Source organism: Rania fehmarnensis (genome assembly GCF_056494185.1).
In genome coordinates this window covers 4,334,242-4,360,125 of the sequence record NZ_CM151398.1, presented here as the reverse complement: position 1 = coordinate 4,360,125, position 25,884 = coordinate 4,334,242, and the positions used below count along the sequence as shown (strand labels likewise).

General features: G+C 52.2%; 27 protein-coding genes. 17 read left to right on the top strand and 10 right to left on the bottom strand.

The window, feature by feature from the left end:
* Window positions 1-108 precede the first annotated feature (108 nt).
* The 5 genes from SH573x_RS14775 (at window position 109) to SH573x_RS14755 (ending at window position 2,961) form a co-directional block, all read left to right on the top strand.
* Window positions 109-669 carry an RNA polymerase sigma factor gene (locus SH573x_RS14775; protein ID WP_479356238.1) on the top strand — a complete coding sequence of 187 codons (561 nt, stop codon included), beginning with the start codon at window positions 109-111 and terminating at the stop codon, window positions 667-669.
* On the top strand, window positions 666-1,355 hold the full coding sequence (locus SH573x_RS14770) for a protein kinase domain-containing protein (RefSeq protein WP_479356236.1): 690 nt from the start codon (window positions 666-668) through the stop codon (window positions 1,353-1,355). Before SH573x_RS14775 ends, SH573x_RS14770 begins: the two co-directional genes overlap by 4 nt.
* A 258-nt stretch (window positions 1,356-1,613) precedes the next feature.
* Window positions 1,614-2,018 carry a hypothetical protein gene (locus SH573x_RS14765; RefSeq protein ID WP_479356234.1) on the top strand — a complete coding sequence of 135 codons (405 nt, stop codon included), beginning with the start codon at window positions 1,614-1,616 and terminating at the stop codon, window positions 2,016-2,018.
* 100 nt (window positions 2,019-2,118) lie between these two features.
* Window positions 2,119-2,496 (top strand): DUF4357 domain-containing protein, encoded by a 378-nt coding sequence (locus tag SH573x_RS14760; protein WP_479356232.1) that lies wholly within the window; start codon window positions 2,119-2,121, stop codon window positions 2,494-2,496.
* Window positions 2,497-2,532: 36 nt separating this feature from the next.
* Window positions 2,533-2,961, top strand: coding sequence for a hypothetical protein (locus tag SH573x_RS14755; RefSeq protein WP_479356231.1), 429 nt, complete (start codon window positions 2,533-2,535; stop codon window positions 2,959-2,961).
* A 23-nt stretch (window positions 2,962-2,984) separates the two neighbouring features.
* On the opposite strand, the gene tnpA (SH573x_RS14750) is transcribed toward SH573x_RS14755, so the two are convergent.
* The gene (tnpA, locus tag SH573x_RS14750) at window positions 2,985-3,365 is read right to left on the bottom strand and encodes an IS66 family insertion sequence element accessory protein TnpA (protein WP_479356229.1); all 381 of its coding nucleotides are present in this window, start codon (window positions 3,363-3,365) and stop codon (window positions 2,985-2,987) included.
* 197 nt (window positions 3,366-3,562) lie between these two features.
* Here tnpA (SH573x_RS14750) and SH573x_RS14745 point away from each other — a divergent pair, with 197 nt between their 5' ends.
* Window positions 3,563-4,090, top strand: coding sequence for a dockerin type I domain-containing protein (locus SH573x_RS14745; protein WP_479356228.1), 528 nt, complete (start codon window positions 3,563-3,565; stop codon window positions 4,088-4,090).
* A 174-nt stretch (window positions 4,091-4,264) separates the two neighbouring features.
* On the top strand, window positions 4,265-4,696 hold the full coding sequence (locus tag SH573x_RS14740; protein WP_479356226.1) for an EamA family transporter: 432 nt from the start codon (window positions 4,265-4,267) through the stop codon (window positions 4,694-4,696).
* Window positions 4,697-4,871: 175 nt separating this feature from the next.
* Here SH573x_RS14740 and SH573x_RS14735 read toward each other — a convergent pair whose 3' ends face one another.
* Complete coding sequence (locus tag SH573x_RS14735) at window positions 4,872-5,375, bottom strand: hypothetical protein (protein WP_479356224.1); 504 nt, start codon at window positions 5,373-5,375, stop codon at window positions 4,872-4,874.
* Window positions 5,376-5,528: 153 nt separating this feature from the next.
* On the opposite strand from SH573x_RS14735, the gene SH573x_RS14730 reads away from it, so the two are divergent.
* Entirely contained in the window at window positions 5,529-6,311 is a 783-nt protein-coding gene (locus SH573x_RS14730) for a S1/P1 nuclease (RefSeq protein WP_479356223.1), read from the top strand.
* Window positions 6,312-6,915: 604 nt separating this feature from the next.
* On the opposite strand, the gene SH573x_RS14725 is transcribed toward SH573x_RS14730, so the two are convergent.
* From SH573x_RS14725 to tnpA (SH573x_RS14710), 4 genes are all read right to left on the bottom strand, one after another.
* The gene (locus SH573x_RS14725; protein ID WP_479356221.1) at window positions 6,916-7,590 is read right to left on the bottom strand and encodes a hypothetical protein; all 675 of its coding nucleotides are present in this window, start codon (window positions 7,588-7,590) and stop codon (window positions 6,916-6,918) included.
* A gap of 578 nt (window positions 7,591-8,168) precedes the next feature.
* Window positions 8,169-9,728, bottom strand: a complete 1,560-nt coding sequence (tnpC, locus tag SH573x_RS14720) for an IS66 family transposase (RefSeq protein WP_479356219.1) — start codon at window positions 9,726-9,728, stop codon at window positions 8,169-8,171.
* Window positions 9,729-9,859: 131 nt separating this feature from the next.
* Window positions 9,860-10,213, bottom strand: a complete 354-nt coding sequence (gene tnpB, locus SH573x_RS14715) for an IS66 family insertion sequence element accessory protein TnpB (protein ID WP_479356217.1) — start codon at window positions 10,211-10,213, stop codon at window positions 9,860-9,862.
* 129 nt (window positions 10,214-10,342) lie between these two features.
* Window positions 10,343-10,588, bottom strand: a complete 246-nt coding sequence (gene tnpA, locus SH573x_RS14710) for an IS66 family insertion sequence element accessory protein TnpA (RefSeq protein ID WP_479356215.1) — start codon at window positions 10,586-10,588, stop codon at window positions 10,343-10,345.
* Between the two features lie 232 nt (window positions 10,589-10,820).
* Between tnpA (SH573x_RS14710) and SH573x_RS14705 the strand changes: the two genes are divergently transcribed.
* The 6 genes from SH573x_RS14705 to SH573x_RS14680 all read left to right on the top strand — a co-directional run bounded on the left by SH573x_RS14705 (window position 10,821) and on the right by SH573x_RS14680 (window position 18,268).
* Entirely contained in the window at window positions 10,821-11,420 is a 600-nt protein-coding gene (locus tag SH573x_RS14705) for an RNA polymerase sigma factor (protein ID WP_479356213.1), read from the top strand.
* The gene (locus SH573x_RS14700) at window positions 11,417-15,955 is read left to right on the top strand and encodes a protein kinase domain-containing protein (protein WP_479356212.1); all 4,539 of its coding nucleotides are present in this window, start codon (window positions 11,417-11,419) and stop codon (window positions 15,953-15,955) included. The genes SH573x_RS14705 and SH573x_RS14700 overlap by 4 nt, the downstream gene beginning before the upstream one ends.
* 121 nt (window positions 15,956-16,076) lie before the next feature.
* Entirely contained in the window at window positions 16,077-16,442 is a 366-nt protein-coding gene (locus tag SH573x_RS14695) for a hypothetical protein (RefSeq protein WP_479356210.1), read from the top strand.
* A gap of 327 nt (window positions 16,443-16,769) precedes the next feature.
* Window positions 16,770-17,000 carry a hypothetical protein gene (locus SH573x_RS14690; RefSeq protein ID WP_479356209.1) on the top strand — a complete coding sequence of 77 codons (231 nt, stop codon included), beginning with the start codon at window positions 16,770-16,772 and terminating at the stop codon, window positions 16,998-17,000.
* Window positions 16,979-17,380 (top strand): hypothetical protein, encoded by a 402-nt coding sequence (locus tag SH573x_RS14685; RefSeq protein ID WP_479356207.1) that lies wholly within the window; start codon window positions 16,979-16,981, stop codon window positions 17,378-17,380. Before SH573x_RS14690 ends, SH573x_RS14685 begins: the two co-directional genes overlap by 22 nt.
* A 54-nt stretch (window positions 17,381-17,434) precedes the next feature.
* A complete protein-coding gene (locus SH573x_RS14680; protein ID WP_479356206.1) occupies window positions 17,435-18,268 on the top strand; it encodes a hypothetical protein in 834 nt (277 codons plus the stop codon).
* A gap of 963 nt (window positions 18,269-19,231) precedes the next feature.
* Here the strand turns inward: SH573x_RS14680 and SH573x_RS14675 are convergent.
* Window positions 19,232-21,928 (bottom strand): putative Ig domain-containing protein, encoded by a 2,697-nt coding sequence (locus SH573x_RS14675; protein ID WP_479356204.1) that lies wholly within the window; start codon window positions 21,926-21,928, stop codon window positions 19,232-19,234.
* 480 nt (window positions 21,929-22,408) lie between these two features.
* Between SH573x_RS14675 and SH573x_RS31625 the strand changes: the two genes are divergently transcribed.
* Window positions 22,409-22,573, top strand: a complete 165-nt coding sequence (locus SH573x_RS31625; protein WP_494485604.1) for a hypothetical protein — start codon at window positions 22,409-22,411, stop codon at window positions 22,571-22,573.
* A 2-nt stretch (window positions 22,574-22,575) separates the two neighbouring features.
* Here SH573x_RS31625 and SH573x_RS14670 read toward each other — a convergent pair whose 3' ends face one another.
* Window positions 22,576-22,770, bottom strand: coding sequence for a hypothetical protein (locus SH573x_RS14670; protein ID WP_479356202.1), 195 nt, complete (start codon window positions 22,768-22,770; stop codon window positions 22,576-22,578).
* Window positions 22,771-23,021: 251 nt separating this feature from the next.
* On the opposite strand from SH573x_RS14670, the gene SH573x_RS14665 reads away from it, so the two are divergent.
* Both SH573x_RS14665 and SH573x_RS14660 read left to right on the top strand, forming a co-directional pair.
* Window positions 23,022-23,735 (top strand): S1/P1 nuclease, encoded by a 714-nt coding sequence (locus SH573x_RS14665; protein WP_479356201.1) that lies wholly within the window; start codon window positions 23,022-23,024, stop codon window positions 23,733-23,735.
* 197 nt (window positions 23,736-23,932) lie between these two features.
* Window positions 23,933-24,238 (top strand): hypothetical protein, encoded by a 306-nt coding sequence (locus SH573x_RS14660; RefSeq protein ID WP_479356199.1) that lies wholly within the window; start codon window positions 23,933-23,935, stop codon window positions 24,236-24,238.
* A gap of 215 nt (window positions 24,239-24,453) precedes the next feature.
* Here the strand turns inward: SH573x_RS14660 and ccsA are convergent, their stop codons facing one another.
* Both ccsA and SH573x_RS14650 read right to left on the bottom strand, forming a co-directional pair.
* Entirely contained in the window at window positions 24,454-25,407 is a 954-nt protein-coding gene (gene ccsA, locus SH573x_RS14655) for a cytochrome c biogenesis protein CcsA (RefSeq protein WP_479356198.1), read from the bottom strand.
* Entirely contained in the window at window positions 25,400-25,882 is a 483-nt protein-coding gene (locus SH573x_RS14650; RefSeq protein WP_479356196.1) for an RNA polymerase sigma factor, read from the bottom strand. Before SH573x_RS14650 ends, ccsA begins: the two co-directional genes overlap by 8 nt.
* Window positions 25,883-25,884: the final 2 nt, after the last annotated feature.

Here is a 25,884-nt window from a genome sequence, read left to right as displayed (position 1 = left end):
GCAAGACTCTTCAGCAAACTTGAAAGATAATGCTGGGGTCTGGGTTGAAGAGAGTAGAGGACCCCAATAGATAACTGGCCGGAAACAAGTGAAAGTCTGATTCTGCGGTTGAACAACCAGCAGGATGCGGCTGCATGGAATGAATTTCTCGCGATTTATCGTCCCGTGGTTCTACGCATGGCTCTTCGCCGTGGGTTGCAACATGCCGATGCGGACGATCTCGCGCAGCGAGTCTTTCTGTCAGTGGCTCGCAAGGTCAGCGACTGGGAATCGCACAACGCAGAGACTCGGTTTCGCAATTGGCTGGGACGGATCGCTCGCAATGCGATCCTGAATGAGCTGACGCGAGCCAAACCGGATCGAGCAACCGGAGCGGGAGCTCACGATGACTTGTTGGCCCAGCATCCCGATCAAGTCGACCTGTCTTCGAGCATAACCATTGAGGCCCGCCGACAGGCACTTCTTTGGGCGGTGAGTGCGATTGAAGATGAATTCTCGTCATCGACTTGGGCGATGTTTCGTCAAACGGCGATCGATGGCAAGCAGGTCAAAGCGGTGGCTGAAGCGTTGGGGCGATCAGCCGGTGCGGTGTATATCGCTCGCTGTCGAGTGATGCAACGGATAAAAGAAAAAGTGCAAGAGCTGTCCAGTTTTTGGAGTCACGAATGATGAAACCGTTAATTGAGTGTTTGCAAGACGAAGAAGTTGGACGATTGCTGACTGGCGAAGTCGACGCAGCGCGAACTTCCGAGCTGGAGCAACATCTGGCCAACTGCATCGACTGTCGCCAACGGCTAGAGCAACAAGTCGGTGAAGATGGCTGGTGGAACGAAACTGAGTCATCGCTACGGAGTCAACACGTAGCAGCGTCTCTCCGAGACGCTGATGACGAGCGAGCTGATGCTGCGAGTCTCGGAGGGTCTCGCCTTCGTGAAAGCGTTCTCGACCTGCTCGGGCCTACCGACGATCCGAATATGCTTGGTCGCATCGGGCCCTATGAAATCATCGGTCTTTTGGGGCAAGGTGGCATGGGAGCAGTCTTTAAAGGTTTTGATCGGTCGCTCAATCGCTTCGTGGCTATCAAGATGTTGTTGCCACATTTGGCTGCCTCGGGAGCGGCTCGCAAACGGTTCGCTCGCGAAGGTCAAGCCGTAGCGGCGGTGGTCGATGATCACGTGATGGCGATTCATTGCGTCGACGAGTGGCAAGGTGTGCCGTATCTCGTGATGACCTATTCACGTGGCGTTTCATTGCAAAAGCGACTTAGCGATAACGGCCCCTTAGAAGTTCGCGAGAGCTTTGGCTCTCAAGAGCCGAAATCTCACTACCCAAGTGTAAACGCCTGGAGCTGTTAACCAGTTCCCAGGCGTTTTTCGTTTCCACCAACAAATTCGTTGGTTCTGCGACTCTCGCGCGCGAAAAGTTCGAAGAGGGTCTGTCTCGGGACCCCGAACCAAACCCATAGGGTTGGGATCGGACCCTCGCGCGCGAGTATCGAACTCTCTGACTCTCGGTTAACAGGTTTACCGGGGAGTTAACAGGGGTGGGAGGTGGCGCGAGAAAGGCTGGCCACGCTAAAATAGGCGTGCTTCCAGCTTCTCGGAGATTGGCCAATGAAAGTCCTGTGTATTCGAGGCAATGGTGTTTTGGACTTTGACTCTATCATTGCCCGCATCAGCGAGGTCTTTCCAGGCACTGCCGTTATCGATCCGGATTACTACTCGACACTGCTTCAACGATTCGTTGAAGTCGCGGCCCAATTAAAGCTGCCAAACCCGAACCCCGTAATTGAAAACACGACCCGCGTATCGAGAGAACATGGGATACAACGAGAGTTTGAAGTTCCGATCGGAGACCTCCGACTTCACGGACGTATTGATAAGCTCGGCTGCCTCGTCATTGCAAACAGGGAATTCGACCAGACTGAGATCGATGAACTCGTGGAAGTGCTTAGAGCTTGCGATTTGACCGTGACTGCGCCTACGCCTGAGGGCCATAGCGAAATCACTCTCGGTTAACAGGTTTCACGGGGAGTTAACAGGGGTGGGGAGAGGGTGCGCGAGATTAGTTTGAACGTTTAACCTCGGCGTTGCCTTGTAATAATACTCCAGCGCGTAATTGCGAGCCTCTACCAAGACCTACACGTTAGACGTTGGTAGCGTCGCGATCGCAACTGGCCATCCGACGGAGGAAGGGTTTGTCGTATACGCTGGCTCCAAGGCGAAGTCATTCGATTTAGACAGTTTGAAAGGTGGGTACCAAGCCGCAAAGGAAGACTTAAAGAAGAGCGGTGTGCTCATTCCTGACAGTAACCCAGACTACTTTGTCTTTGTGCAGGACTACGTCTTCAAAAGTTCCAGTGCGGCAGCAAGTGTCATCGCCGGTTTCCAGAAAGGCGGTCCTGCGTCCTGGAAACGCGCGGATGGAGAGTATCTGAAGCAGGTCGAGGCTGACGAGGCAGGCAAGGAAGTTACGCAACTAGCTGCTGAGTTATAGGCCACATCTCCCAACGTAATCAAAAAGCAAAAGATCATGAGCGACGTTGTATTCATTCTCGGCGCTGGCGCGTCAAAGGCTGCCGGCGCGCCACTAATGGGCAATTTTCTTGACGTTGCGGCTGACCTGTATACTTGCGGTAAAGTGAATGAATCGAAGCAACACTTTGAGCGTGTGTTCAAGGTCATTGGAGGGCTTCAGCAAGTCCATTCCAAGACCCTGCTAGACCTGAACAATATCGAATCAGTGTTTACAGCGTTAGAACTTGGGGCGACTATAGGTCGAGTGCCTGGGATAGATCACGACGATATTCAGCCATCAATTGAGTCGCTAAAGGAACTGATAGTTCAAACGCTGCATAAAACAATGAAGTTCGAAGTTCGCAGTGGAAAGATACAACCCGCACATCCGTATGGCGACTTCGCATTGATGGTGATCGGCTGTCCGTCGGAAGGGCATGAATGAAGATTCGCGACTGACTAGAAAGGCTAAGCATGCCGCGACTCCTGTCGCCAGCGACTTAAGCTACCCAGTACTGCCTCCAGCGCCGCAAGGTTCGCTGATGGCACTCGCACCACCATGCCGTCTGCCATTGAAACTTCGATCCATGATGGGCCAGTGCTAGCCACAACTGGAACCGATGGCACTGGCAGCTGAACAAACGCTTGCAGCGTCCGCCCGACTGCTTTCCCAGTGCCAATGTGCGACTGGCCTTTCAACTTCGCAAATCGAAGCCGCCAAGCATGAAAGTTCCCAACATGCAAACTGTTTTCGCGACAGAATTGAGCCACCGATGACCCGCTCTCCTCCTGCCTGAGAATCCACTCCTGACGCTCTGCCCACACAGATTCCTCAACACGACCAGCCATAGCCTCGGTTCCTTCAATGAGTTAAAAATTCAAAACCAACCCATCAAACTAACCGCGACGTCAAGTACGCCTAACCCGGACGCTTACGAACATTTCAAATTGCTGGCCAGCCTGCGACTAGAGTTTACACGGGTGATCGACGGGCAGGTGACAATGTTATTGACAAAGTACCGTCAAACGCAGCTCGACCAGTTTACGTGTCGACGACCCTTTACCAATCATTTTTTCCTGATCGCTATAGAGAGCTGCAGATTAACGGACTCCCTGGTGATTCTGGCGGAGGGCTGATTGTTGATGGTAAGGTTGTTGCCATCGCGTCAATCGCAAGTGGAGATAGTTATAACGCGATCACGCATTACTCCCGCCTTGACAACGCCTGGATCGACGCCACCATCGCCAGCAAAGCGAAGAAGTGGCAGAACGAAGCAAGCCCGCTGGACGTCAATGCAGATGGCTCAGTGACTGCCATCGATGCGCTATTGGTCATCAACTTCCTGAACACTCAGCCAGGCGATCCACCAGCGTTCCAGCAGCCTTACCTGGACGTGACTGGCGACGATGCGATAACTGCCATTGATGCGATGTTCGTCATTAATGCGCTGAACACTCAAGCAGCCAGCGAAGGCGAAGCCAACGATGAGTTCTTCGCTGACGACTTCGAACTGAACCGTCTCACGAAGCTGCAGTCACCGTTAGTTCGACCAAAGCTAGTTCAGATTCGATGAGTCGTTTGAACCGATCCATCACCGCCTCGACCGCTTGCTCCTCGGCATAGTGCTCGCCGATCCACTGGTCGTTGGCGAGTAATTGAGCAGTAACTCCAAGGAATGGTTCGGTTGCCTTGCCAGTTGTACACTGACAGAAAGCTTAGACTCTGTTTCTACTGGTTGGAGTTATTCATGTTCGGTGCAAACGATTGGTTTTCGTGGGCAATACTATCTGCTGTCTTCGCGGCGTTGACGGCAATCTTCGCTAAGCTGGGCCTCGACGGTATCGATTCTGACTACGCGACACTTCTTCGGACTTTTGTGATCGTTCTCGTTTTGTCCGCATTAGTGGTGTCAGCGAATAAGTGGCAAAACCCGCTGATCCTAAACTGGCGAACTGCACTATTCCTCGTTCTATCGGGCCTGGCTACAGGTGTATCGTGGGTGTGTTACTTTCGAGCGTTGAAAGCAGGAGCGGCATCAAAAGTAGCGCCTGTCGATAAACTAAGCGTCGTGCTAGTCGCAGTTTTTGCGGTGTTGATTCTTGGCGAGCGTCCCCTATTGCGTGAGTGGATTGGAATCGCGATGGTTGGCGCAGGAGTAGTCATTTTAAGTGTCAAGTAATCCACTGGTCGTTGGCGAAGGCTTCGAGGAGAGCAGCTAGGCCTAGTTTGTCGGTACCGTGGTGGTGGGCGGTGAAGGGCATGGAGGGAACTCTGCGTCGAGGATTTCTTTGATTGGACACTCCGGCAGATTGCCGTTCCGGACTGGGGTTGAGCCGATTCGCAAAGAGCGTGGGTTAGTCTGGGTTCTGAATTGCAGGTGCTTTGACAGTTCCCCTATTTCCATTCTCACCAAAATTGAGTCGCAAGATACCAAAACTATTTCCGCCATCGGCAGAAGTCACAATACTCGAATCGGCACCGTAGTTCCGCAATATCAGTTTGCCTCGACTATTGTCATCTTCGATTGTGATACCTTCGCCATCAGGCTGTTTCAGTCCTTGTAAAGGCTTGACTGGCTTAATTGCCACAAGATGCGGTGAATCCGGGTCAAGAATAAAGTTGTTCAACAAAAATTTTTGTAAGAAGTCAATGCGCCCTCGCAGCTCAACAACTTCTCGCTGTAAAGCTTGCCAGTTGTCGATGGTTATGCCATCGCCTCTATTGCCGTCTCGAAACCAAATGCCAATAGTGTCGCCTCGCTGCCCGATCTCGACGCCTTTGTCTGGAGTAGCTTCTTGAAAAACCTTGAGATCATTGGATGTAAGTAGTGGGAAGTGTGTCATCAGCTCAATCTCCATTTAAGTTAGAAAGGCGGTCATTTGAAATCGGCTCACCAGCTAGGTTGCGAGCCGGATTGTACCGGCGGAATTGTACCGAATCAATGTTTTGCAATGGGCGATGGCGATACGCACGAAGTCTACTGGGAAAGTTCGACAGATTATGAGTAAGCTATGCAGTTCGACGTGCGAAAAAATCTCAAGAGAGCGGTTATGAAATCTACACTCTGCCTAATTCTAGTTGTCCTGCTAATCCTTCCGCCACTACCCGCCCAAGCTTGGTCCGAAGGCGGCCACCATCTGATAGCCGTGATGGCGTTCAGGAAGCTGCCGAAGGAACAGCAGGCAGAACTCATCCGCATCCTGAAAGCGCATCCGCGGTTCGAGCAGGACTTCCGCTTACCCAGCAAAGTCCGCAACGAGGATGAATGGCTGATCGGTCGCGCTGGCTATTGGCCGGACGTTGCTCGCAGCCAGCCAGAGTACAACAGACCGAACTGGCATTATCAGCTCGGCAGTTGTCTGGTCCTGGGGAACTGCCAAGTGCCTGAGCGCTCGTGCGACTGTCCGGACGATGCCACACTAGCCACCAAAGACCTGCACATCGGCCAGGCACTGAACCTGTGTTCAGGTATACTGCACGACAAGACCAAGCCCGATTCCGAACGTGCCATAGCGCTTTGCTGGGTCGCGCATCTGGTTGCCGACGCTCATCAGCCATGTCATGCTGGATCGCTGTACGTTGAAGGCGTCTTTCCAGAAGGCGATCGAGGCGCGAACGAAATCAAGACTCGCCAGAGCCGGAACATGCACGCGCTGTGGGATGGCTTGCTTGGGCCGAAGTGGGATGAAGGCGATCTCAATCGTCGGGCTAAGGAAGTGCCGGAGGTTGCAGCTGATGGCAACATCGAAACGTGGCTGAAGGAAAGTCGTGAACTAGCGGTATCTGCGGTCTAAGCTTCAGAGGTCATGGAACCGATAAGTGTGGCAATGCGTGGCAAGACCGAAGTGCCTGAAGTGAATTTATCGGACGCCTATTTAAAGGCCGCTGGTGCAGTCGCGCAGAAGCGGGCGAGCGAGGGGGCAAGTAGGTTGGCGAAGGTCTGGGGGCAATAGTGGATGAGAATCCGTACGAACCGCCGAGTCATGGTCCAGCCAGTATACGCATTCAGCGACGTCGAGAAAGCTGGCTAGTCCGATCGATTCATGCTGGGCTGACACTCTTTTTTTTCGCTTTTCTGGCGACCTTCGACTTCCATCGCATGAATGATGAACTTTGGATTGCAGCTTTAGTTTTCGTTTATGCTGCCTTCACGACTGGATTCGTGGCAGTCACCGGCAGATGGTTTTCACTGGAACGACTCTTTCGTAGACCAACCTAGTCCACCTCCTCCCCGACATTCTCCCTTCAAAGGAGTGTCAACATGCGACGGAAGCCTCCAGAATTCAGGTTCGAAGAAGAAGCGGCAGCCGAGCGAGCCAGGCTGGTTGTCGGCCAGGAAGTGCCCATCTCGATGCGCTACTGCCTCGGCCCACGACCACGCCTAGTTGCCAATATGCTTCATTTTTCGATGGTAATTTTGTTCTGAACTTGACCTTTTATGGTGAGGTTTCCCCCAGCGTTGGAAGACGAGCCTCCTGACGTCTTTGTCCAAAATGCTGCAACGAGGAGTATCGCGAGGAGTATCGTTATTGCAAGTTGCCCATATCCCGCATAGTGCGACTTTGTAATTCCCGACCAAAAAGTGTTGTCCGCTTCTCCATACCAATGGAGGTCCCCTGGAAATTCGGGCCACGATTTAGGTTGGTCGCCGGTTGATTTAGGTTGGTCGCCGGTTGATTTAGGTTGGTCACTGGTTGATGGTTTTAATCCTGGGCACAGGTCTACTTCGATCATATGGCACAGAACACTTTCCCAATAAAAGGAAGTTCTTAAATCACGTCGATGTGAGTTGTCCATCCAAACTATGATCAGCGCGTAATATGAGACTACAATCGCTACCGCAATGCCAGTTGCGATCCACGCGGAATACAACGAGATCTGTTCCGGCGATTGCCACACCAATCCCGCCGCAGCTCCGAAAGCCGCCCAAACACCAAATGACAGTTTCCATTCATAGTCCTTCCGTTTGTCAAAGCGGGCAGCAGCCTTTTTAGAAAGTGCCAGGACAATATCAGCTTTATCCTTTTCAAAAGGTAACCGGGGTAGTGCTGGTGTTTTGCTGTCACCACTCATTCGATATTCCCATAGGCTGTAGTAACTGTGCACAAATTTGCTTCAGGGCACACTCTTGCGATGCAGTATACTACAGAGCATCGATCGCACTTCATGCCTTGAAAAAATCTTCAGACACACCGCATGCTCGATCGCCCCACTCTAATCCAACGCATTGAAGCCGGTGAAGGATTTTGTTTAATTGTCCTTCTAAGCCAAATGGTGAACTGGGATTTCATAAAAACGATGAATTTGGACAATCAATAACGCGTGTCGTCACGCCACTGCCGTTACCGAGATTGAACGATTCGGCGTGGACTGCAACTCGGTAAGTGCGCTGTGAGCGTCCGACGAACTGCATCTTGACGCGAGCAGAGTTTTCTACTTGCGTTTGTTGAGCTTTCGCTTTCGAGCCTTGTCCTTTGACTCACGTTCTTGGCGGCGGATCTCGTCGATCTTCCAGACGTGGTCTGGGTGAGCTTGAAGCCAACGATCTGGCAGCAGGTCGTCAAGCTCGGTGCTTGTTACTCGGTCACCGGCTGCGGCTTGCTGGAAGGCCTCGCCGTTTCGATGGTAAGGCAGTCGTGTAAAGACTTCTTTCAGCCAGGCCAAGGTTCAACGGAATTGATCTTGGCACTGTTGACCAATGAGTAGAAGTTCGCTGCATTGCGACCGGCTCTTTCATTGCCAACGAAGAGATAGTTCTTGCGACCGATCGCTGAATACTTCACCATTCGTTCCGCCAGGTTATTGTCCATCGATAGGTAGCCTGCTTCGACGTATCGATTGAGCGCACTCCACTGATTGAGCGTATAGGTGAAGGCCTTCTTGATCTCACTCTTAGGAAGGATGCGGCCAGTCATCGTTTCCTTCTCAAGCCAGTTCTTAAACTCATCGAGTATCGGGCTTGAATGCTTTTGTCGAGCTTCAGCGACAGCCATGAAGTCGCGTTCACCGCACTGGTTTAGCCGTGGAAAAGCCTTCTCTATTTCGGACTCGATTTGAAACAATCGTGCGATGTAGCCTAGCGCCATGTTGGCTCGTGCACTGTCATGTTCGCGCACGTCATACCAGTAGCGTCGGGTATGTACCCAGCAGGCAACTTCTTTGACCATTCCAGATGCATACACACAGTCGTACCCTGAATACGCATCGGCTTGCAGATAGCCTGCATAGTTCTCCAGAAATCGTTGTGGTCCGAACCGTTTGCGGTCGATGGTAAAGTCAACGACTACATAGTTGTGTAACCGGTCGCCATGGTAAGGCCAGAACTTAGCTTCCTGGCAGATCCCCGGTTGTAGCATCTTGATCTTCGTGTCATCAGTGTGAATGACTTTCGAATCAAGAATCAGATGCTTCATCCGCATTACTAATGGTTCAACAAGAAGCCCCAACTGTGAAAGCCAATTGCAGATCGTACTGCGACGAATGATATGACCGGCACGGCTGTGAATATCTTCTTCGCGATAGAGCGGCATGTGGTCGCCGAACTTCGAAAGAACTGAGTAAGCACACAGGCCAAGACCAGGCAACCCTTTCTCAATCGGCTGCGGTGGCTTGGGGGCCACGATTACGTTTTCTTGACAAGCTGTGCAGCAGTACTTAACACGATGATGCTCGATGGCTTTCCAATGTGCTGGAACGTATTCCAGCTGTTCGCTCTTCTCTACATTGAATTCAGTTCGCGTTTCACTGCAGCAGGGGCACTTGCGTTCGTCTTCGCTCAGTTCATGGCGAATGATTTCTCGAACGATGTTTGCGGGCAATCGGCGACGGCCTTTGTGGTTGCGCTTTGGCTTGGCTTTATCATCTGCACCTTTGCCATCAGATGCTTTATCATCGCCGCTGGTTGATTCATCACCTGTCGTTGCATCATCACTCAGTTCGCCGTTGGGCTCATCATCGGCTTGACCTGGATTCTTCTTGGCTTGTCCTAACTCATCGGCCAGTTGTTGAATTTCAGCTTCGCTGAACAGTAGCAGTTGATCAGGATTGATGCGTTCTTGACGAGACCCACGCACGGTGATGAGCAATCGCTTGACTTGCGATTGGAGAGAAGCGATCAAGCTATCCTTCTCTTGCAGTTGCTGTTTGAACTGCTCGGTCACAGCAGTGAGCTGTGCCTTGAGTTGTTCGATTTGCAGGTCCTTTGCGTCCATACTTAACTAACGTTTGGGAAGCGAAAAAAGTTCTCATTGTAGTTGAAAATTTTCAAAGAAAAAACGCTCGTGTGACAAGCTCCTCTTATCACACGAGCGCTGGTGATTGTGGTGGTCGTTTTGGACTTCAATCAACTGGCAAGCGAGAAGCGTTTGTGCCGCTTCACACTTGATAGATCGATACCACGCAAGAGCATCGTAAACTCTTCACTTCGGATCTCGACACCTGATGAGTCTTGATTGACCTTCGGCAAGCGAAACGTACCTTGCTCCAGTCTGCGGTACCAGATGGCCAGTCCATCACCATCCCAGTACAAGACCTTCATGCGATCACGACGCTTGTTGATGAACAGATAGAGCGCGCCGCACAGCGGATCCTTCTTCAGCTGCTCGATCACCAAGCCACACAAGCCATCGAAACCCTTGCGCATATCGGTCGCGCCAAGTGCGATGTAGATCTGAGTCTGAGAACTGATCTTCAGCATGATCGAGCGGCCTCAACAGAATCGATCGCTCTCAGCACTTTGACCAATTCACCTTCAGTCGCCGATCCACTAATGGTTATAGATACACCAGAAGGCGTGAACACTTGAATGCAAGATCTGGCTGCAGCCTTAGGCTGCTCGACTGGGGGCGCTGACCAGCTTGACTGGCAGAATCGCGGGAATTTGAGATGCTGCTGGCTCCGCCTCCCGCTGCAACTTAGTGCGCCACTGATAGAACGAAGTAGACGCAATCTTTCGTTCTTGACAAAACTCTACAACTGAAAGGCCCGATCGGCTATGCTCCTCAATAAGCCCCTGCCAATACCGAACCCTTTCCACACGACCTTCACGACTTACACGACTTACACCTGCCATAGCTAGACTCCTGGGTGAAACGAAACAAATCCATCGAATCTAGCACCCCAGGCAAGATGTACTTCGTCGAACGCTCACGCTAACGACGGAAAACTGGTGTACAAGCCGATTTCGAAGTAAAAGATTTGGCGTATTCCATTTCAATCAAATGGAAATCTAAAATGGCCCAAGATTCCCGAAAGATCACGTAACAGTACGCGGTGTCAGTTGTGTATCTCTATAGGAAACACTCATGACACCAACTCCAACCACTCGAGCCAGCTTGCTATTTCGACTTCGTGATTCTCAGGATCATGAAGCCTGGGTAGAGTTTGTCGAGATTTACGAGCCTGTCATCTATCGCCAGTTGCGAAAATGCGGCTTGCAGGACGCGGACGCTCGGGAGTTGATGCAGGAGTTTTTCATCGCCGTCAGCAGGCGGATCGCGCACTGGGAATTGGCAAAGGAACGAGGCTCGTTTCGTGGCTGGTTGCGGCGTGTTACCCGAAATCTGGTCATCAATTGGATGAGGCACGGGCAACGTCGCATGATTGCCTTTGGTGGTCAGGAGTCGCAATCGCTGTTCGCGGATATTGCGGCTGATGACTGTCCCGAATCGATCGAGTTCGATACCGAGCTTCGTCGCTCTAACTTTCAGCGTGCTTCCGAAAGCGTTCGGCAAGAGCAAAGTCCAAAAGCCTGGCAAGCGTTTTGGAGCACGGCCGTCGATGGGAAAACACCAGCGATCGTCGCTCGGGAACTGGGACTGAGCGTCGGAGCCGTACGCGTGGCCAAGTGCCGGGTGTTGGCTCGGCTCAAAGAAGTTGTTTTTACGTTGGAGAATGAATCATGAACGATGTTTGTTCCATTGAGCTACTAACCAATGCGGTCGCGAATCGCTTAACGGCGGACGAAGAAACGGCTTTGTACGATCATCTTGAGCATTGCGAGGCATGCTGTGCTCGAATGGAACAGCTTGCTGGTGGCGAGCAATGGCAGCAGGAAGCAGCAGCGTTGCTAACTACCGATGAGCTGGATGCAGCGGTCCCGGAGCCAATGGTATGGTCGGAGGTCGACTTCAGCGTCGAACATCTCGAGCCAAGCAAGGATGCGAATGTGTTGGGCCAGCTCGGCGGCTACGACGTACTTGCGATCATTGGGCGTGGCGGTATGGGAGTCGTGCTGAAAGCGTTCGATCGCGAGCTAAAACGATTTGTAGCGATCAAGGCGTTGTCACCGCATCTTGCGCACAGCTCGGTGGCTCGCAAGCGATTTGCACGCGAAGCCCAGGCCGCAGCCGCCGTCGTCAATCCGCATGTCATCGCCATTCATCACGTTCAGCCGACGGGCCGCTTGCCGTTCTTGATTATGCCGCTGCTTACCGGTGAATCTCTAGCTCAGCGACTAAAGTCCCGCGCGCCTTTAGAACTGACGGAAGTATTGCGGATTGGGATGCAGGCTGCTGCGGGCCTTGCTGCGGCCCATGATCAGGGACTTGTTCATCGCGATGTAAAGCCAGCCAACATCTTTCTTGAGAAAGGGGTCGAGCGAGTCGTGATCACCGACTTTGGATTGGCTCGCGCGGCGGACGACGTTTCGATGACTCGCCTGGGTGTTGTAGCGGGAACACCAGAGTACATGTCGCCAGAACAAGCTCGCGGAGAGGCACTGGATGCTCGCTCGGATCTGTTCAGCCTGGGTTGCGTGCTGTACGAGATGGCGACAGGTGTATCGCCATTCCGATCTGATTCAACGATTGCAACCTTACGGCGGATCGTCGACGACAAGCCCGCTGCAATTGCTTCGCTCGCACCCGAACTGCCGCCATGGTTCACCTACATCGTTGAACGACTGTTGTCAAAAGACCCGGCTCAACGTTTTGCTTCGGCTAGCGAGGTTGCCATATTGCTTGAACAGTGTCTGTCGCACCTCCAGCAACCAGCGTCGGTGGCTCTGCCAGCGTCGCTGGTAGCGCACGCCAAAGGACATCGTTCGATTTTCAACTCAAACAAAAAGGGAATATTGACCATGTTTGGCACACTCGGAACGGCATTGTTAGGGATGGTGTTATGGCAATCGACAGAACCGCCGGATATCAGCGGTCAATGGACCAGCGACGAATGGGGCACCGTGGTTCTCGAAGCCAAAGAGCCCGGAGTGTACGAAGGGACGTTCACCGGCTTCGGGCACGACAAGCGAACCCAGAGTAATAGCTCTCTCGGTGGTGTCGATCCCGCCACGTTTGGTCTTCGCATCAACGTGCCGAGCATGGGCCCCGAGCCGCTTGGCTTTGACTTTTCCAGTAGTTTAGGGGTGAGTCCCAAGTCGGAGCCTGACGTCTTCGACCTGAATAATGCAGTAACCGATGGCAAAACCCCCAGTAAACTCTATGTTCGAGACGGGGTACTCAAGAACTCAGGCACACTGCATTTGAAGTGGTCGCGACTCGAACGCCGCTACAACGGCACATGGGGCAAGGGCGAGAATCGCAACGGTAGGATGTCGCTCCGGCTGGTTGGCAACGAAATTCGTGGCGCGTGGACGACGAACAAAGAAGCTCTAGAGGAATCCGGCACCCCTCGGCTCGGTGATTTGTTGTGGACTCGCAACGCTCCCAAATCTCAACCGGCCGAGTCACCGCCGGAAGCGCACGCAGCTACGGTCAAGCGCAATGCCGACGAAGACCATGGCCTGTTCGCGACCAACCTAATTTTCACTCCGCCATCGATGATGCCTGAAGGGCACATTCGCAGCCAGGATTTCGGGACAAGTTCCGTGACTTTGAATTTAGGGTCAACACAAGATGTGAAGGTCGGATATGTCTTCCATGTGTTTCGGCCAACTGACGACGGCAACGGTGTGAAAGGAGTCATCGGCGCGATCAGAATCACGGATGTGCAGCGAACTACGTCGACCGCAAACGTCTTGTCCATGCAGTTTGTGGATAAGTTCAAAGACACCGACCGCGTGAGGCGTCCGATGTTCTACACGCACGAGAGTGGGAAAGTTCACATCAGCGTAACGCTCACGAAGGAGCAACGAGCGCAGTACGCATCATTGGAACGCACGTTCGCCCCACTGCGAGCTCTCATAGGAAGCAAAGGATTGATCGCTATTGACGGCGGAGATTACCAGGACTGCAGGGTTTCAATTCATCCGCCGACCAAGTACGACCCTGAGTTCGTGCAGAGCATCGCTGACTACTTGCAAACGCAAAAGGTAATCTCATTTGCTCAAGTAACCGTTGTTCGGCAATCGGGAGCGGATGCATTTGAGGGTGCCGATTCTGCGGGAACCCTCGGCAGTCAAACTGAGTCTGTAGAAGCGTCGAAGAACCAAAAAATAATTGTTAAGTTGTACGCCATCCAGGATCTGCCGCTTTGGTCTAAGGACGGAAACTCTCAGCACATTGACCTGCTCATTCATTATCTTGAAGCGAGAGTGGAATCGACCAAGATCGGAGGAGACAAGACTTTTTCCTACGACGCTGGTCGCGGAGTGTTGGTCGTTCGCGGGGATACCAGAAAGCATCAGCAAATTGCTCAAGTCCTCTCCGACTTGCGAGCCAGTTCCGGCCAACCTGTCGAGGACTTAGCGACGACCGATTCAATCGCCGACTTGCGAGCCAATTCGGCCCAATCTGCCGCGGACTTAGCGAAGGAAACCTATTCTATTGCTGATTTCCCCATCTGGTCGAAAGACGGGAAGAAGCAACATGTTGACCTGCTGTTGAGCTATCTTCGTCTCAACGTCGATCCGCCATCGTGGGAAAGCAAAGTAGCTCGTGCAGCCTATAACGCCAAAATGCTCGCGTTAGTTGTGCAAGGGACGCCAGAGGTCCACAACGGGATCGAAGCAGCCCTATCTGGGCTGCGCGGGCGCACAGAAGAATTGGCAGGAACCGCAAACGCTTCGACATCAAACGTGCTCAATCCGAAGTCGATCAACATGCCTCCACAAGCGGCCAGCGGGACGCGAAGCGTAGTCTCGGTTCCGGACGGCGGTAACGTTCTGCTGGGAGGTATATCGGCCTATGCTGAGTCCAAACCTGCTCCACTCATAATCCCTCTCGGCGAAATCCTCCTGGATGTTTATGCCGGGCGAGGTGTTTGGAATTCGAAGGATAAGGAGGTCGACAAGCTGCTGAATTCGGTCAAATTGCTGCGGGGAGTCACGGTCCAAGTTCACGAAGATGGCAAAGGGGACGCCTTCACGAAGGCCGAGATACGCGACCCTGTGCCCGTTCGTGCGGAGCCTGCGGAGACTCAGAAGCGAGAAGAGATGATTCGATTAATCAAGATCGCCATCGACCAAGCACTTCGGGCACACAAGGTTCCCAACGTTCGCTGGCTCGATGCAAGTGGAAATCAACAAGACGGACCGGTACCCACTGGGCCGGCACAACCGCCGACCCCTGCCAACACGGATGATTCAGCATTATCGGTGGTTGATGAGACGCTTAAGTCATTTATCGAATCACTGAAACCAATTCAAGGAGACTGGGTGGTTGAATCATTAGGCCCATGGTTCTATCCGACCGATAAACTCGGTGACTCCGCCGTTTCCCATTTTGTCATGCGTATCCGGACGAATCATGTGGAGTTGCGTCCGTTTCCCCACTCAGGCGAGCAGCCTGTGACGAAGCTGTTGCTTCACCCGCTCCAGGATGCGAAGCCAGGGCATTTCCTGGTGGATACAGATCCGTCGGCCGTAGATCAGCAGTTCTCTCCCGGAGAGTTCTCGTTCGAAGTCCAAGATAATCAACTCCAGGTGAAGCTCATCCCGGCAAAACCGAACGAATCGAATCCACCTGATCAAGGCAGCGAAGCCCCGAAGGGGTTTTCAGCGCGTCAAGCGACGGACGAAGAACAACGCAAGTTCGCACAAGACCGACTTCAGCACATGAGAATGGTTGGCTACAAGAATGCAGATCGCACAAATCCCGAGGCCGTCGTCGAAGCCTACGTTGCCGCGTCTCTTGCCGGCGATGTTGCAATCGCGGCCTGTCTTGCGGAAGGCTATGCAGCACGACCGGACCAAAGCACCGGCTGGAACAAACACTGGAATCTAAACGACTTCGCAATCAAGTCTGTCAGAGTTCGCGGGCAGGTTGTTACGCCGATGCGGGTCACTGCCAAAGAAGCGATCGTCGTTTCCGAACTCATGCACCGAACATCGCCAGCAACCATTGGAGATGTCTCAGTCGGCCATCACGTGACGTTTTTGAAAAACATCAATGGCAAATGGGTTGTCAGTGCATTCGATCTGTGGACTGCAGAGCACTACAACAAGGGAATCGGGAATTTCCTGAACGCCGACGGCGACGCAATTGGAGTACCGCAGGAAGACGTCGAGGGGACCTCGGAGAAGCGCTCTGCAGGCCAGTAGCCTATTTGCGGCGATCCGCGAGAATTGCCCAAAATTCCCGAAGGATCACGTAACAGGACGCGGTGTCAGTTGTGTATCCTTTTTAGTCGCGACATTGCATTACTATTGGGAGAAGTAATTGATGACAATGATTTATTGCGGTGAAGGACGTTTCAAATGGGGAGTGAAGAATATCGTCGCCACTGACGAAGGCCGACTGAGTTTCCAATGTCAGCCACCTGATCGGTTCCGTGAAGAACGCGAAGATGGGACTCAAGGCTATGTGAAATCGCCTTGGATTTCCGTTCAAATCGAAATTAACGAAACCGAGGAAACGGCCCAGATTGTCTTAGAGGGGGATGACTTGGACGACGGGGAAAACCCAGGACGCCAGGTGTGGAGGGCACCTGTCTACAAACGAGGCAACGAAACTCTGATCATGAACTTTGAAGCGAAAGATATTGATCTTTGGGACGGTGGGATTTGGTTCTGTCGAGTTCTCGATTAACGAGTCATTCCTACACATTTGCGCCAACCGCGCTCATCTGCGCGTCTTGTACTGAGAAAAGAACAGACAATATCAACAAAGTCGCAATTGCAGTGAAAACCCTGGCGTTTTCCATTTCAAACAAGTGGAAGTGATCCGGCCATCCCGGACGACAGGATCGATATCTGGGACACGGACTCTGGACCCGATATTCGAACAGCTCTCCCGTATCTGGGGTCCTATTCCCTCGAGAATGACTCCCTGCGGATTTGTTATCACGGTAGGGCAATAGAACTCGAAACTCCCCAGTCGCGGCCACCCGTTCAACCTGGCAAGGGATTTATCTACTTGGAACTGCAACGCGATCCAATCGGAGAAAAGGTAAGTGTTGCCAAGGGCAAGACCGATGATCGTCGGACTGGCCAGTCATATCAAATCAGTTTACTAGTGTTGGCTGACGACGATTTGCAACCAGTCGCTGGCGCTACTGTCGACGTCACTTTGATAGTTGACGACAACGGCGTTACTGGCGACGGAGGGTTAGGTGGTAGCAGACAATGGGATGGCCACTGGCATTGATACGTCGCACAGCAAAGCCTGAGCCACCCTATCTCTGGATGGGGCGGAGGTTCAGCGTGTGGCTGGAGTTGACCTCAGACGATTCTCACGAGGCCTTGGATGTAAACGTTGTCCAATTAATCGAACGATTCGCTGCCAAAGTAATTGAAGAGTATCCCCCAGGGGGCCACAACTGTGACAAAGAGTACATTACGCTTGCGATAGATGGCCAAGAGTTTATGCTCATGCGGCTTCGTCGTTTCGGAACACTGTCAGCCCAAGCTTGGTCCGAAGGCGGCCACCACCTGATAGCGGTCATGGCGTTCAGGAAGCTAGAGAAAAGTCAGCAGGCCGAGCTGATCCGGATCCTCAAAACGCACCCACGCTTCGAAAAAGACTGAAGTGCCTCATTACCTTACTCGACCTGAAATCGCGACGAGAGTTTTCGCTCTGTTATGAACACAGAATCATCCTATTTGAAGAGTGGCGTTTACGTTCATGCGTTCCTCGATGTGGATAATGGGACTTTAGTTCGCACAGCCGAGATTTGGAGAGCATTACGCTCGCAAAGGTCTGATATAAGCACGAGTGAATTGAAGGTGGCGGCCAAAGATGGTACCGGTATCTACTTGAAGACGCTTGACGCAGTCAATCTTCCGAACTTTTTCGTTCAGCTAGACGAGCTATTCTTATTGGCCAATAGAATTAAGTGTGATAACTTGCCCATTCGGCTCGTAGAAAACTATTCGGGTAACATCCTATCAGCGGAAGGCATCAAGGCTTCAATAGCTTTGTATCAAAGTCACCAGTTTTCGATGGTACCTTCGCTAATCGCCTTCTTCGATCGGCTCGAAAATGCTGATTGGCGCGCAGGCAAAGAGTTAACATACGTAAGCGGTTGCAAAACGGTTAATGATTTGCCACAAGAGCTTAGTCGACTGTCAGAGGTGATATTTGCGATTGCATATCATATTAGGCAAAGGCTGGATGCTGCTGGCTATCACATAGACTCTCTTGGGTATGGCTTGCGTGTGGTGGGTGGTCCCGCCAAAGATCTAGTGCGCAGGAAATTTGATGGTACTCAGTTGGCAGAGTACGAGGAATTTGTGTCGATCACTACGACGATAATAGAATGGGCATGCGCGCAATTGTTCTTTGAACCAGAAGGTGCCATGGAATTCGTAAAATGGTGCGATTTGATTTGTTGTGGATATCTGCCCGTGGGGTGGCATGGAACGAATGCCAACGGAACGCTTCTCCTATACGCAAATTGCGACAAAGACGATTGAGACATAACCCCCAACGCCTAGTATCCATCGACGCGACTTCGCTCTGCTACAATTTCCAAACGGCGCTCGGCTGGAACGAGTGCCGCTGCGGGATCTGGTGGATGATAGTGGGTATTGGAAGCGGTGAATATACGGGGTCAGGTCTCATTTTCGTGACTCAGCGAGCATCCGCTCAACTTCTCGCGTGGTTAACTTTTTGCTGGGCAAGGTCAAGTCAGTCGCGGATCAACTGAGTTAGGTCTAGATATGCCCCATTACGGTTGACGGCCAGTAAATGAGACCTGACCCCGTTATTTCGCTAGTTTAATCGGTCTGGTCCAACCAACTTCGCTTGCAAGCAGCATCAGATTAGTTGTTCCTCGAAGCAGTCGACTTGGCGCAACCAAGCGACCAGGCCCGAGGGGCCGGTATAGCCCTAGCCGGCGGTGTCAACCGCCGGTACCGATCACGCCACCATCAAGTGATCGCCCAGCGGAGTGAGCGGCGAGCCAATCGGCATCCAACACCATAAGCACGAAACCGGTGGCTGCGCCACCGGCTAAGGTTATGTCGGGCCTTCGGCCCTGGGCACACCCACTGACCAGCTGGCGTTCGCTAAGCACTTAACAGCTGAGAAGAAGACCGAGGAGTTCATTGCCTGCACGGGCATCGTCACGAAGTGGGAACGCATCCGAAAGGCCAACCACTGGTTCGATGCATTGTCTTACGCCTGCGCCATGGCGCATTACCTGGGAGTGCGGCTGGTGAAGGAGGAGGAGAAACCTAAGTCGGAGCCCAAGCCGCGTCGGGAGCCCCGCAAGAGCCCCTGGATTGATCGGGAGCGGTGGCGGGAGAGTCAACGGTGATTGCGGGATAGGAGGTGAGCCAAGGCAATGAAGGTTCGGTATTCTTCGCCGTAATGCTAGTTCCAAGCCAATTGCTGGCCTTCTATGTGTTTTAAATTTCTGCGGCCTAACCTCATTTTCATCGGCGATGCAGCAAGCTCTTACGATTGGAAATCGGTTTATTGACATCTATCGAAAGCTGCCTGAAAAACTCGTCTGCTGGCGCGGCGTTCATCGTGTCCACAGCAATTAGCTCACCTTCTCCAGACGTTCGGCTATTTAAAAAGTTGATAATTAAGAGTGCATCGATAGCTGTTATGAAAACATCTCCGCTCACGTCAAAAAACAGTGAAGTTGTATTACTACCACTCGGTGGCTGGCTTGTAGAGTTTGAATTTAACCAATTGATCACGTGGAGCACATCAAGTGGCACGACGACCCCGTCAGCGTTCACGTCCAAGGGGGCGGCAAAGTTGTGCCACGGGTTAGCACCTGTCACGCTTATGACTACATCTTGGCTGGAAACACCTTTTCCATCGCTAACGACAAAGGTAATCAAATGCTCTCCGCCTTGATCGGAAGACGGCGTCCAGCTGAAGATCTGCGTCGCTGGGTCAAACGTTGCCCCATTGGGCAATTTGTCTGCCGAATAAGTCAATTGATCCATTGGTCGATCCGCATCCGTAGCAACGACGTGGAAACTCAAGAACTGGCCCACCGATACAGATTTGTCCTCGATGCCAGTTATGACTGGCAATTGGTTTGCTTCTACTACGGTGACTAAGAATCGGCGGTTGGATGTAGCTGGTGTCGAGCCGCTATCGGTTACATTTACGGTAACCCAAAACGAGGTCCCGACCTGATCTTCTCGCGCGGTGAATTGAATCACACCCGTTGTTTCATCAACCCCGTTCCACGGCGGCCCATAGGTCAGTGCGGTTCTCTCTCGATCGCTCGCTTGGATTTGGTACGAAAAGTCTTCTCCGACTTTCAAGGTTATGTCATCAATCGGGGCAACCAGTGGTGGATAATTGGGTGGCGGCGCTGTTATCGGAATGAAAACGCCATTTCTGCTTCCTTGTTCATCGGTTGCTATTATCCGGACAGCCGTCTCTGAAAAGCCGTTTGGGGGCGATAGCGTTACGCCTCTAATGCTTCCCGTACCTGAAAATTGAACCCAATCGAGCGGCTGACTGAATGATGCGTCGGACATGGCATAAGCCTGTAGAGTAACAGTGTTGACGTTGCCGCCGGGGTCCGATAGGACGACTGGAATCACCGTGCTGGTTTCCCCACTGTAGATGTAGTCGCCACCAGTAAAGTCTAAGAAGCCCGGTGTGAATGTCATTTCACGTTTAAGCAGAATGGTCGGTGCCCAGTCGACTGAAAAAGTCCCTGGGTAGAATCCTCGATCAGCACCTGGGTCAGCGTTTGTTGTTATGATCCAACCAAGATGAAAGTTGGTTAAGTGCGGAAAATCATCTTCAATAAAAAGTCGGATCGTCGAATCAAGACTTCCACTTGACTGTGGGAGAACTCCATTGCTGAAGTTATAGGACCTCAGCAAAATGTCCGTTGTTGGATCTAAGGTCTCGTCAAGCGATGCATAGAAGTCAACGACTACAGTCTCGGCTAGTCGCTGCCCCCGGTTGTACGGAGTGAACCTGATTACGAAGCTATTATTGTGTATGGCGTTGCCACTATCGGTAACCAAACCGACCACGCCGGTCGGCGCAAAATCGTTGTGCGTGTCAAACAACTCGTCGTAACTGGCGATGATCGCACGATCTTCCACGGCTTCGGCCGGCGCGGTAGCAAAGTGAATCCCTGAACCAGATATGCCGGCCACCGAATTGAAATCAGTAACCATCCGCGTGGTGACGGGCGTGTAGATGTTACCCGACGGCCCACTATTGGATACGAGTCCGACAAATTGATACTCCTGACGACCACTCGAGCTGTCGTGCCATACCCATAGCGGACCACCACTCATCCCTTTGTAGGTATCTAGTCCAGACGTTAGGCGAAACTGTTGAGTTCGAAGATTGTATGCAGAATTGGTTTCACCAACCAACCTTGGTATCAAGGTGGACCACGGGTTAGGGATGGAGTAATCTCGTGCATCGGATTTGATTACGCCATTGGACGTGAAGTGTGCTGGGCCCGTTGAGACGACCTGCGGATAATTGAGATTGCTCCATGGCGTATCTGCTGGGTAACCTGATACAAAAAGTTGGTTTGTACCTGAGGGAGCTGACGAATCGTCAATGCTTTCGTTCACCAACTCGACTGTGGTCGCAGGCACTGGATAGAATGAAACCAGTGTGTTCGACTTTATATTTTGGTCGAGTTCGAGGAAGGCGTAGTCAAACAGTGCGGCACTTTCGGTTATTAGACCGTTTCTATGTCCCTCGTCCAAAGTTACATAGTTTTTCCATTCATTGGGCAGTAGAATTCGCTTTACACCGACGACTCCACCAAACGCTTCTAACCCATTCCAGCCAAAGCGAATGAACATTTGGCTAGCTTGTGACGTAATCAGTTGTCCGTTTTCATTGCGAGAATAGACAACGTGTGCAGCGGTCATTGCGTAGTTTGGCCGGACCAAAAAAGCTGTACCAGCGGTGTCAGTTCCCGTAAAATCGCGATCACCGTTGCGGTCAGTTATGACTTGTCCGATTCCCGAAAACGCGGCAATATTGCCAAGGCTGTCGACCGGATTGTCGAGCATGCGATCAGGAATCTGAATTCGCGAATCGAAGCCGAAGTTTGCGAAATTTAAACGTTCTTCAAGCGTCTCTGTTGAAAGCTTGCGCCCCAAGTGCCTTGAACTCATTGCTAGTTTCCGAAGGAACAAGAAACTTAAGAAAGTGAGCAGCTCACTGTAGTCATGAAAATCCGATGCTGCCAGGGGAAGACCCCCACAATCGCAGATCGTTTAGGCTCGTACGGCACTGCGGCTACGGGTCTGCGATGACAAGCCGCAGGTAGCACTGCCGAGGCGCTCAGAAGCTTTTTCGTTGAGTAATAAAAATGTAGCCTTCTACTTTACCTGTTATCAGTTGATGCTTTGGACTCCCCTGGTAGTCTTCTCGTGGCGACTGACGAGAGCAAAGCACGTTGTCCTTTATTTGGGTATTTCAATAATCGCTATCTTTTGGGGACCAGGTTTGGCTTCTGGGATCGAAAGAATCACAATGCCGAACTCGCGCTACAGTGACTGAGTCCATACTGAAATTTGTTCGTTGAGTGCATGCGAGTTGTAACAAAAAGACGCCCCAGCAAATGCTGAGGCGAAGTACGAGATGGCGAAGCAATACGGCGTACACACTGTCACGCGAAGGTGCGCCTTCACCGTAAACATGTTGCCCACGGTCCACAGGATCACGTGGAGCATACAACACGAGAAGACTCCGAGAGTTGCCATGGCGGATACCACTTCAAAGGAACGCACAAGATGTCAGGCCACCCCGTGAGTTGAGACTAGTCAGCAGTCGCGTGAATTTTCAAATCGAGTAGCACCAGATCCGCCACCACCAACCGCCTGAATCGATTTAGTTCCTCACACACCTGTTCATCACTGTAGTGCTCGCCGATCCACTGGTCGTTGGCGAAGGCATCGAGGAGAGCGGCGAGGCCTAGTTTGTCGGTGCCGTGGTGGTGGGCGGTGAAGGGCATGGTCGAAACTCCGCGTCAAGGATTTCTTTGATTAGGCGTTCCAGCGAGTCGTCATTGGACGTCTCGACCGTGGGCTGGATGTAACTGTATGATTAGCTTGAGGCCGGCCCAACGACCATTCTGCCAGGACCCGCCGATGACAGTCACTCCATACGAACCCACTTCCGACCCTGGCTTTGAAGTGGATCGTTCCCGTCGGCGTCTATAGGTATAACCATCGGCATCCCCTAAAAGCTATAATCGACGCCATCATGAAAACTACACTCTGCCTAATTCTAGCTCTCCTCCTGATCCTTCCGCCACTTCCAGCCCAAGCTTGGTCCGAAGGCGGCCACCACCTGATAGCGGTCATGGCTTTCAGGAAGCTGCCGAAGGAACAGCAGGCAGAGCTAATCCGCATCCTGAACGCGCACCCGCGCTTCGAGCAAGACTTCCGCTTACCGAAGAACGTCCGCAACGCCGACAAGTGGTTGATCGGTCGCGCTGGCTACTGGCCGGACGTTGCTCGTAACCAGCCAGAGTACAACAGGCCTGATTGGCACTATCAACTGGGCGGTTGTGTGGTGGTCGGAAATTGCGAGGTGCACGAGCGTTCGTGCGAATTCCCAACCGACGCCACACTGGAGACCAATTCTCTCCACATCGGTCAGGGGCTGAACCTCTGCGCGCGAATCCTCCACGACAAGACGAAACCCGACTCTGAACGCGCCATCGCACTCTGCTGGGTCGCGCACCTAGTTGCCGACGCGCATCAGCCATGTCATGCTGGTTCGCTGTACGTGGAAGGCGTCTTTCCAGAAGGCGATCGAGGTGCTAACGAGATCAAGACCCGCCAACGCAAGAACCTGCATGCGCTTTGGGATGGTTTGCTGGGTCCGAAGTGGGATGAGGCTGACGTGGATCGACGGGCAAGGGAGATGCCTAGTGCTGAGCTTCGTCCGCGGTGTGGAACAGTGGTTGGCTGAGAGCCGGGGACAAGCTATCCAGCACGTCTACACACCTGAGGTCATGGAGCCAGTGTCGGTGGCGCTACGTGGCGTATCTCCAAGCGGCTGGCTCCATTGCTCAGCAGCGGGCGGCTGAGGCAGCGGTGAGGTTGGCGGAAGTGTGGGACTCGCAATGAAACTAGTGGTGGAGTCTTTCGTGACAGTCAATTATTTCAGTGAAGGTACGTCAAGTGCAAAAAATACCGCCTCATCAAATTGCAGGATTTATTTTTGGTACTCTGGCGGTGTTGACCGTTTGGTTCTTTCCAACACCAGAAAAAATCTTCGCTAGAAAGCTAATCTTGGGCCTTTGGCTAACAATCCCGCCGATCTACGAGTTCTTAGAGTATCACCGCGTTCGTGGTGATTCCAAAACCGATGCGGTCAAGCTTCAAAACTTGTTAGGCAGCCAGGAAAAGGCTCGATATGTTTGGGCTGGCTACTCGGCATTGCTTGCGCTGATGTATTTCGACAAATCCTGAATCGAAAATAGGCTGGCTCAGTCAGCACATGGTCGGGCGACTTAAATCGAAAAGATACTGTTTAAGAATAGTTTTCAGCTCCCGCTGTGAACGCTTCTGTCGAGCAGGAGTCTGAGATGAATCGGGCCTCCACACTGAACACGCTCAGCGAAACGAGGTCAGGGCTGTCTTAGGTGGAAGTCGCGAATTTGCGCACACTTTCAAAGAACGTCTTACTAGGCGTCAGAAATCCTCGGACCGAATCGTGTGCAAAGCGCGAAGGATGTCCAAATTACAACCAAACAACCTGCAAATAAGCCAAACACAATGTTAGGTAATGTTAGCTCGGGTAGTCCATATGAATGCAAGGCTGCGGCATATCGATTTCCCAAAACTAGCATCAATACAATCGCGCCTAGAGCGATGGTTGCTATCGAAGCGGAATTTGCAGAAAAACGGCAATTGTTCGGTAGGGAGTGGATTGGCTTATCAATAGTTTTCATCCAAAGTACTGCAAACGCTAGAGTAAACAGCCCGAACGTCTCACGTGGGTCCCAGCTCCATAAACGGCCCCAATTGGCTTGAGCCCAAATAGCCCCAAGAATAATCCCCACAGCATATAATATCGCTGAAGAGAAAAGGATTCTCAGCTGAGTTGAGGAAGAAGAGCCTTGCGGTCGCGATTTTCGCCAATGATCAAGGAAGCAGCGGGAAATGGCAATCATCCAAGTGACTGCCATTCCTCCAAGACCAAGCATTAGCACTGTTACGTGGGCGATCAATAAAAGTCTAAGAGCGTAGCCCATATCACCTTTTTGCTGCGACGAGTCTGACGTCCTTTCTGCAAGTGTGCTCAACGGTCGTGGTTCGTTCACTGGATCAGAAAAGTCCTCGGCTACCTGTGCCCAGACCTCTGTCGACGCGATGCCACAAATGCAGAAAACCAACAAGCTTGCAGCCACCATCAGCCATGGATTAGTGCTGGCGTAAATTGAAGCCAGTGGGGCCGAGGTTTGAACAGGGACAGAAATGGAATCGCGAGCCGAATGTAATTGATTCATTGCACAATCAACTTCAGCAGGTGTTGGTTCGGTTGCAAGAAGCGAAGCGAGGGCCGAACAAATCGCTGGTTCGAGTTCTTCACCGTTCTGGACGACTATGGCAGCACGGCCGTTGGTAGCTCTACTCATGTGCATTCTCCGGTTTGTTAGTAAACAATTTGCGCAGACTTTTTCGTGCCTTGCAAAGCGATGTCGAAACACTGCTTTCGCTGATCGCCTCGATTACCGCGATTTCTTGATTTGTTAGACCCTCGACATATCGCAACCAAAAGCATCGAGACTGCTGTGGAGGCAGCCGCGAAATCGCTTCCCGCAATAAATCCGCACTTTCCTCGTTTTCAATGGCCTTTTCGACCGACCGAGACTCGAATTGACTGATATCGTCGTCAAGCGGCACGGTTGCAACGCGTTGACGAAGTCGGTCAATCGCTCGGAAAGCGGCAACGCGCCTCAGCAGAGATGCGTCCGGAATTTCTGGCATCCTGAACACCTCCAGGAGCACTTCTTGCGAAACATCTTCGGCATCATGGACGGATCGCAGCAGTCGATATGCGATTCGGAAAATCGCTTCGCCGTGTTCGTCGATGATCGATTGCCACGTCAATT

Coding starts and splice junctions, on each gene's coding strand:
- SH573x_RS14665 (WP_479356201.1), top strand. CDS start 23,022: ATGAAAACTACACTCTGCCTAATTCTAGCTCTCCTCCTGATCCTTCCG.
- SH573x_RS14730 (WP_479356223.1), top strand. CDS start 5,529: ATGCAGTTCGACGTGCGAAAAAATCTCAAGAGAGCGGTTATGAAATCT.
- SH573x_RS14695 (WP_479356210.1), top strand. CDS start 16,077: ATGACAATGATTTATTGCGGTGAAGGACGTTTCAAATGGGGAGTGAAG.
- SH573x_RS14675 (WP_479356204.1), bottom strand. CDS start 21,928: ATGAGTTCAAGGCACTTGGGGCGCAAGCTTTCAACAGAGACGCTTGAA.
- ccsA (WP_479356198.1), bottom strand. CDS start 25,407: ATGAGTAGAGCTACCAACGGCCGTGCTGCCATAGTCGTCCAGAACGGT.
- SH573x_RS14680 (WP_479356206.1), top strand. CDS start 17,435: ATGAACACAGAATCATCCTATTTGAAGAGTGGCGTTTACGTTCATGCG.
- SH573x_RS14770 (WP_479356236.1), top strand. CDS start 666: ATGATGAAACCGTTAATTGAGTGTTTGCAAGACGAAGAAGTTGGACGA.
- tnpA (WP_479356215.1), bottom strand. CDS start 10,588: ATGGCAGGTGTAAGTCGTGTAAGTCGTGAAGGTCGTGTGGAAAGGGTT.
- tnpA (WP_479356229.1), bottom strand. CDS start 3,365: ATGGCTGGTCGTGTTGAGGAATCTGTGTGGGCAGAGCGTCAGGAGTGG.
- SH573x_RS14670 (WP_479356202.1), bottom strand. CDS start 22,770: ATGCCCTTCACCGCCCACCACCACGGCACCGACAAACTAGGCCTCGCC.
- SH573x_RS14735 (WP_479356224.1), bottom strand. CDS start 5,375: ATGGAGATTGAGCTGATGACACACTTCCCACTACTTACATCCAATGAT.
- tnpB (WP_479356217.1), bottom strand. CDS start 10,213: ATGCTGAAGATCAGTTCTCAGACTCAGATCTACATCGCACTTGGCGCG.
- SH573x_RS14765 (WP_479356234.1), top strand. CDS start 1,614: ATGAAAGTCCTGTGTATTCGAGGCAATGGTGTTTTGGACTTTGACTCT.
- SH573x_RS14705 (WP_479356213.1), top strand. CDS start 10,821: ATGACACCAACTCCAACCACTCGAGCCAGCTTGCTATTTCGACTTCGT.
- SH573x_RS14700 (WP_479356212.1), top strand. CDS start 11,417: ATGAACGATGTTTGTTCCATTGAGCTACTAACCAATGCGGTCGCGAAT.
- SH573x_RS14740 (WP_479356226.1), top strand. CDS start 4,265: ATGTTCGGTGCAAACGATTGGTTTTCGTGGGCAATACTATCTGCTGTC.
- SH573x_RS14755 (WP_479356231.1), top strand. CDS start 2,533: ATGAGCGACGTTGTATTCATTCTCGGCGCTGGCGCGTCAAAGGCTGCC.
- tnpC (WP_479356219.1), bottom strand. CDS start 9,728: ATGGACGCAAAGGACCTGCAAATCGAACAACTCAAGGCACAGCTCACT.
- SH573x_RS14685 (WP_479356207.1), top strand. CDS start 16,979: ATGGGATGGCCACTGGCATTGATACGTCGCACAGCAAAGCCTGAGCCA.
- SH573x_RS14725 (WP_479356221.1), bottom strand. CDS start 7,590: ATGAGTGGTGACAGCAAAACACCAGCACTACCCCGGTTACCTTTTGAA.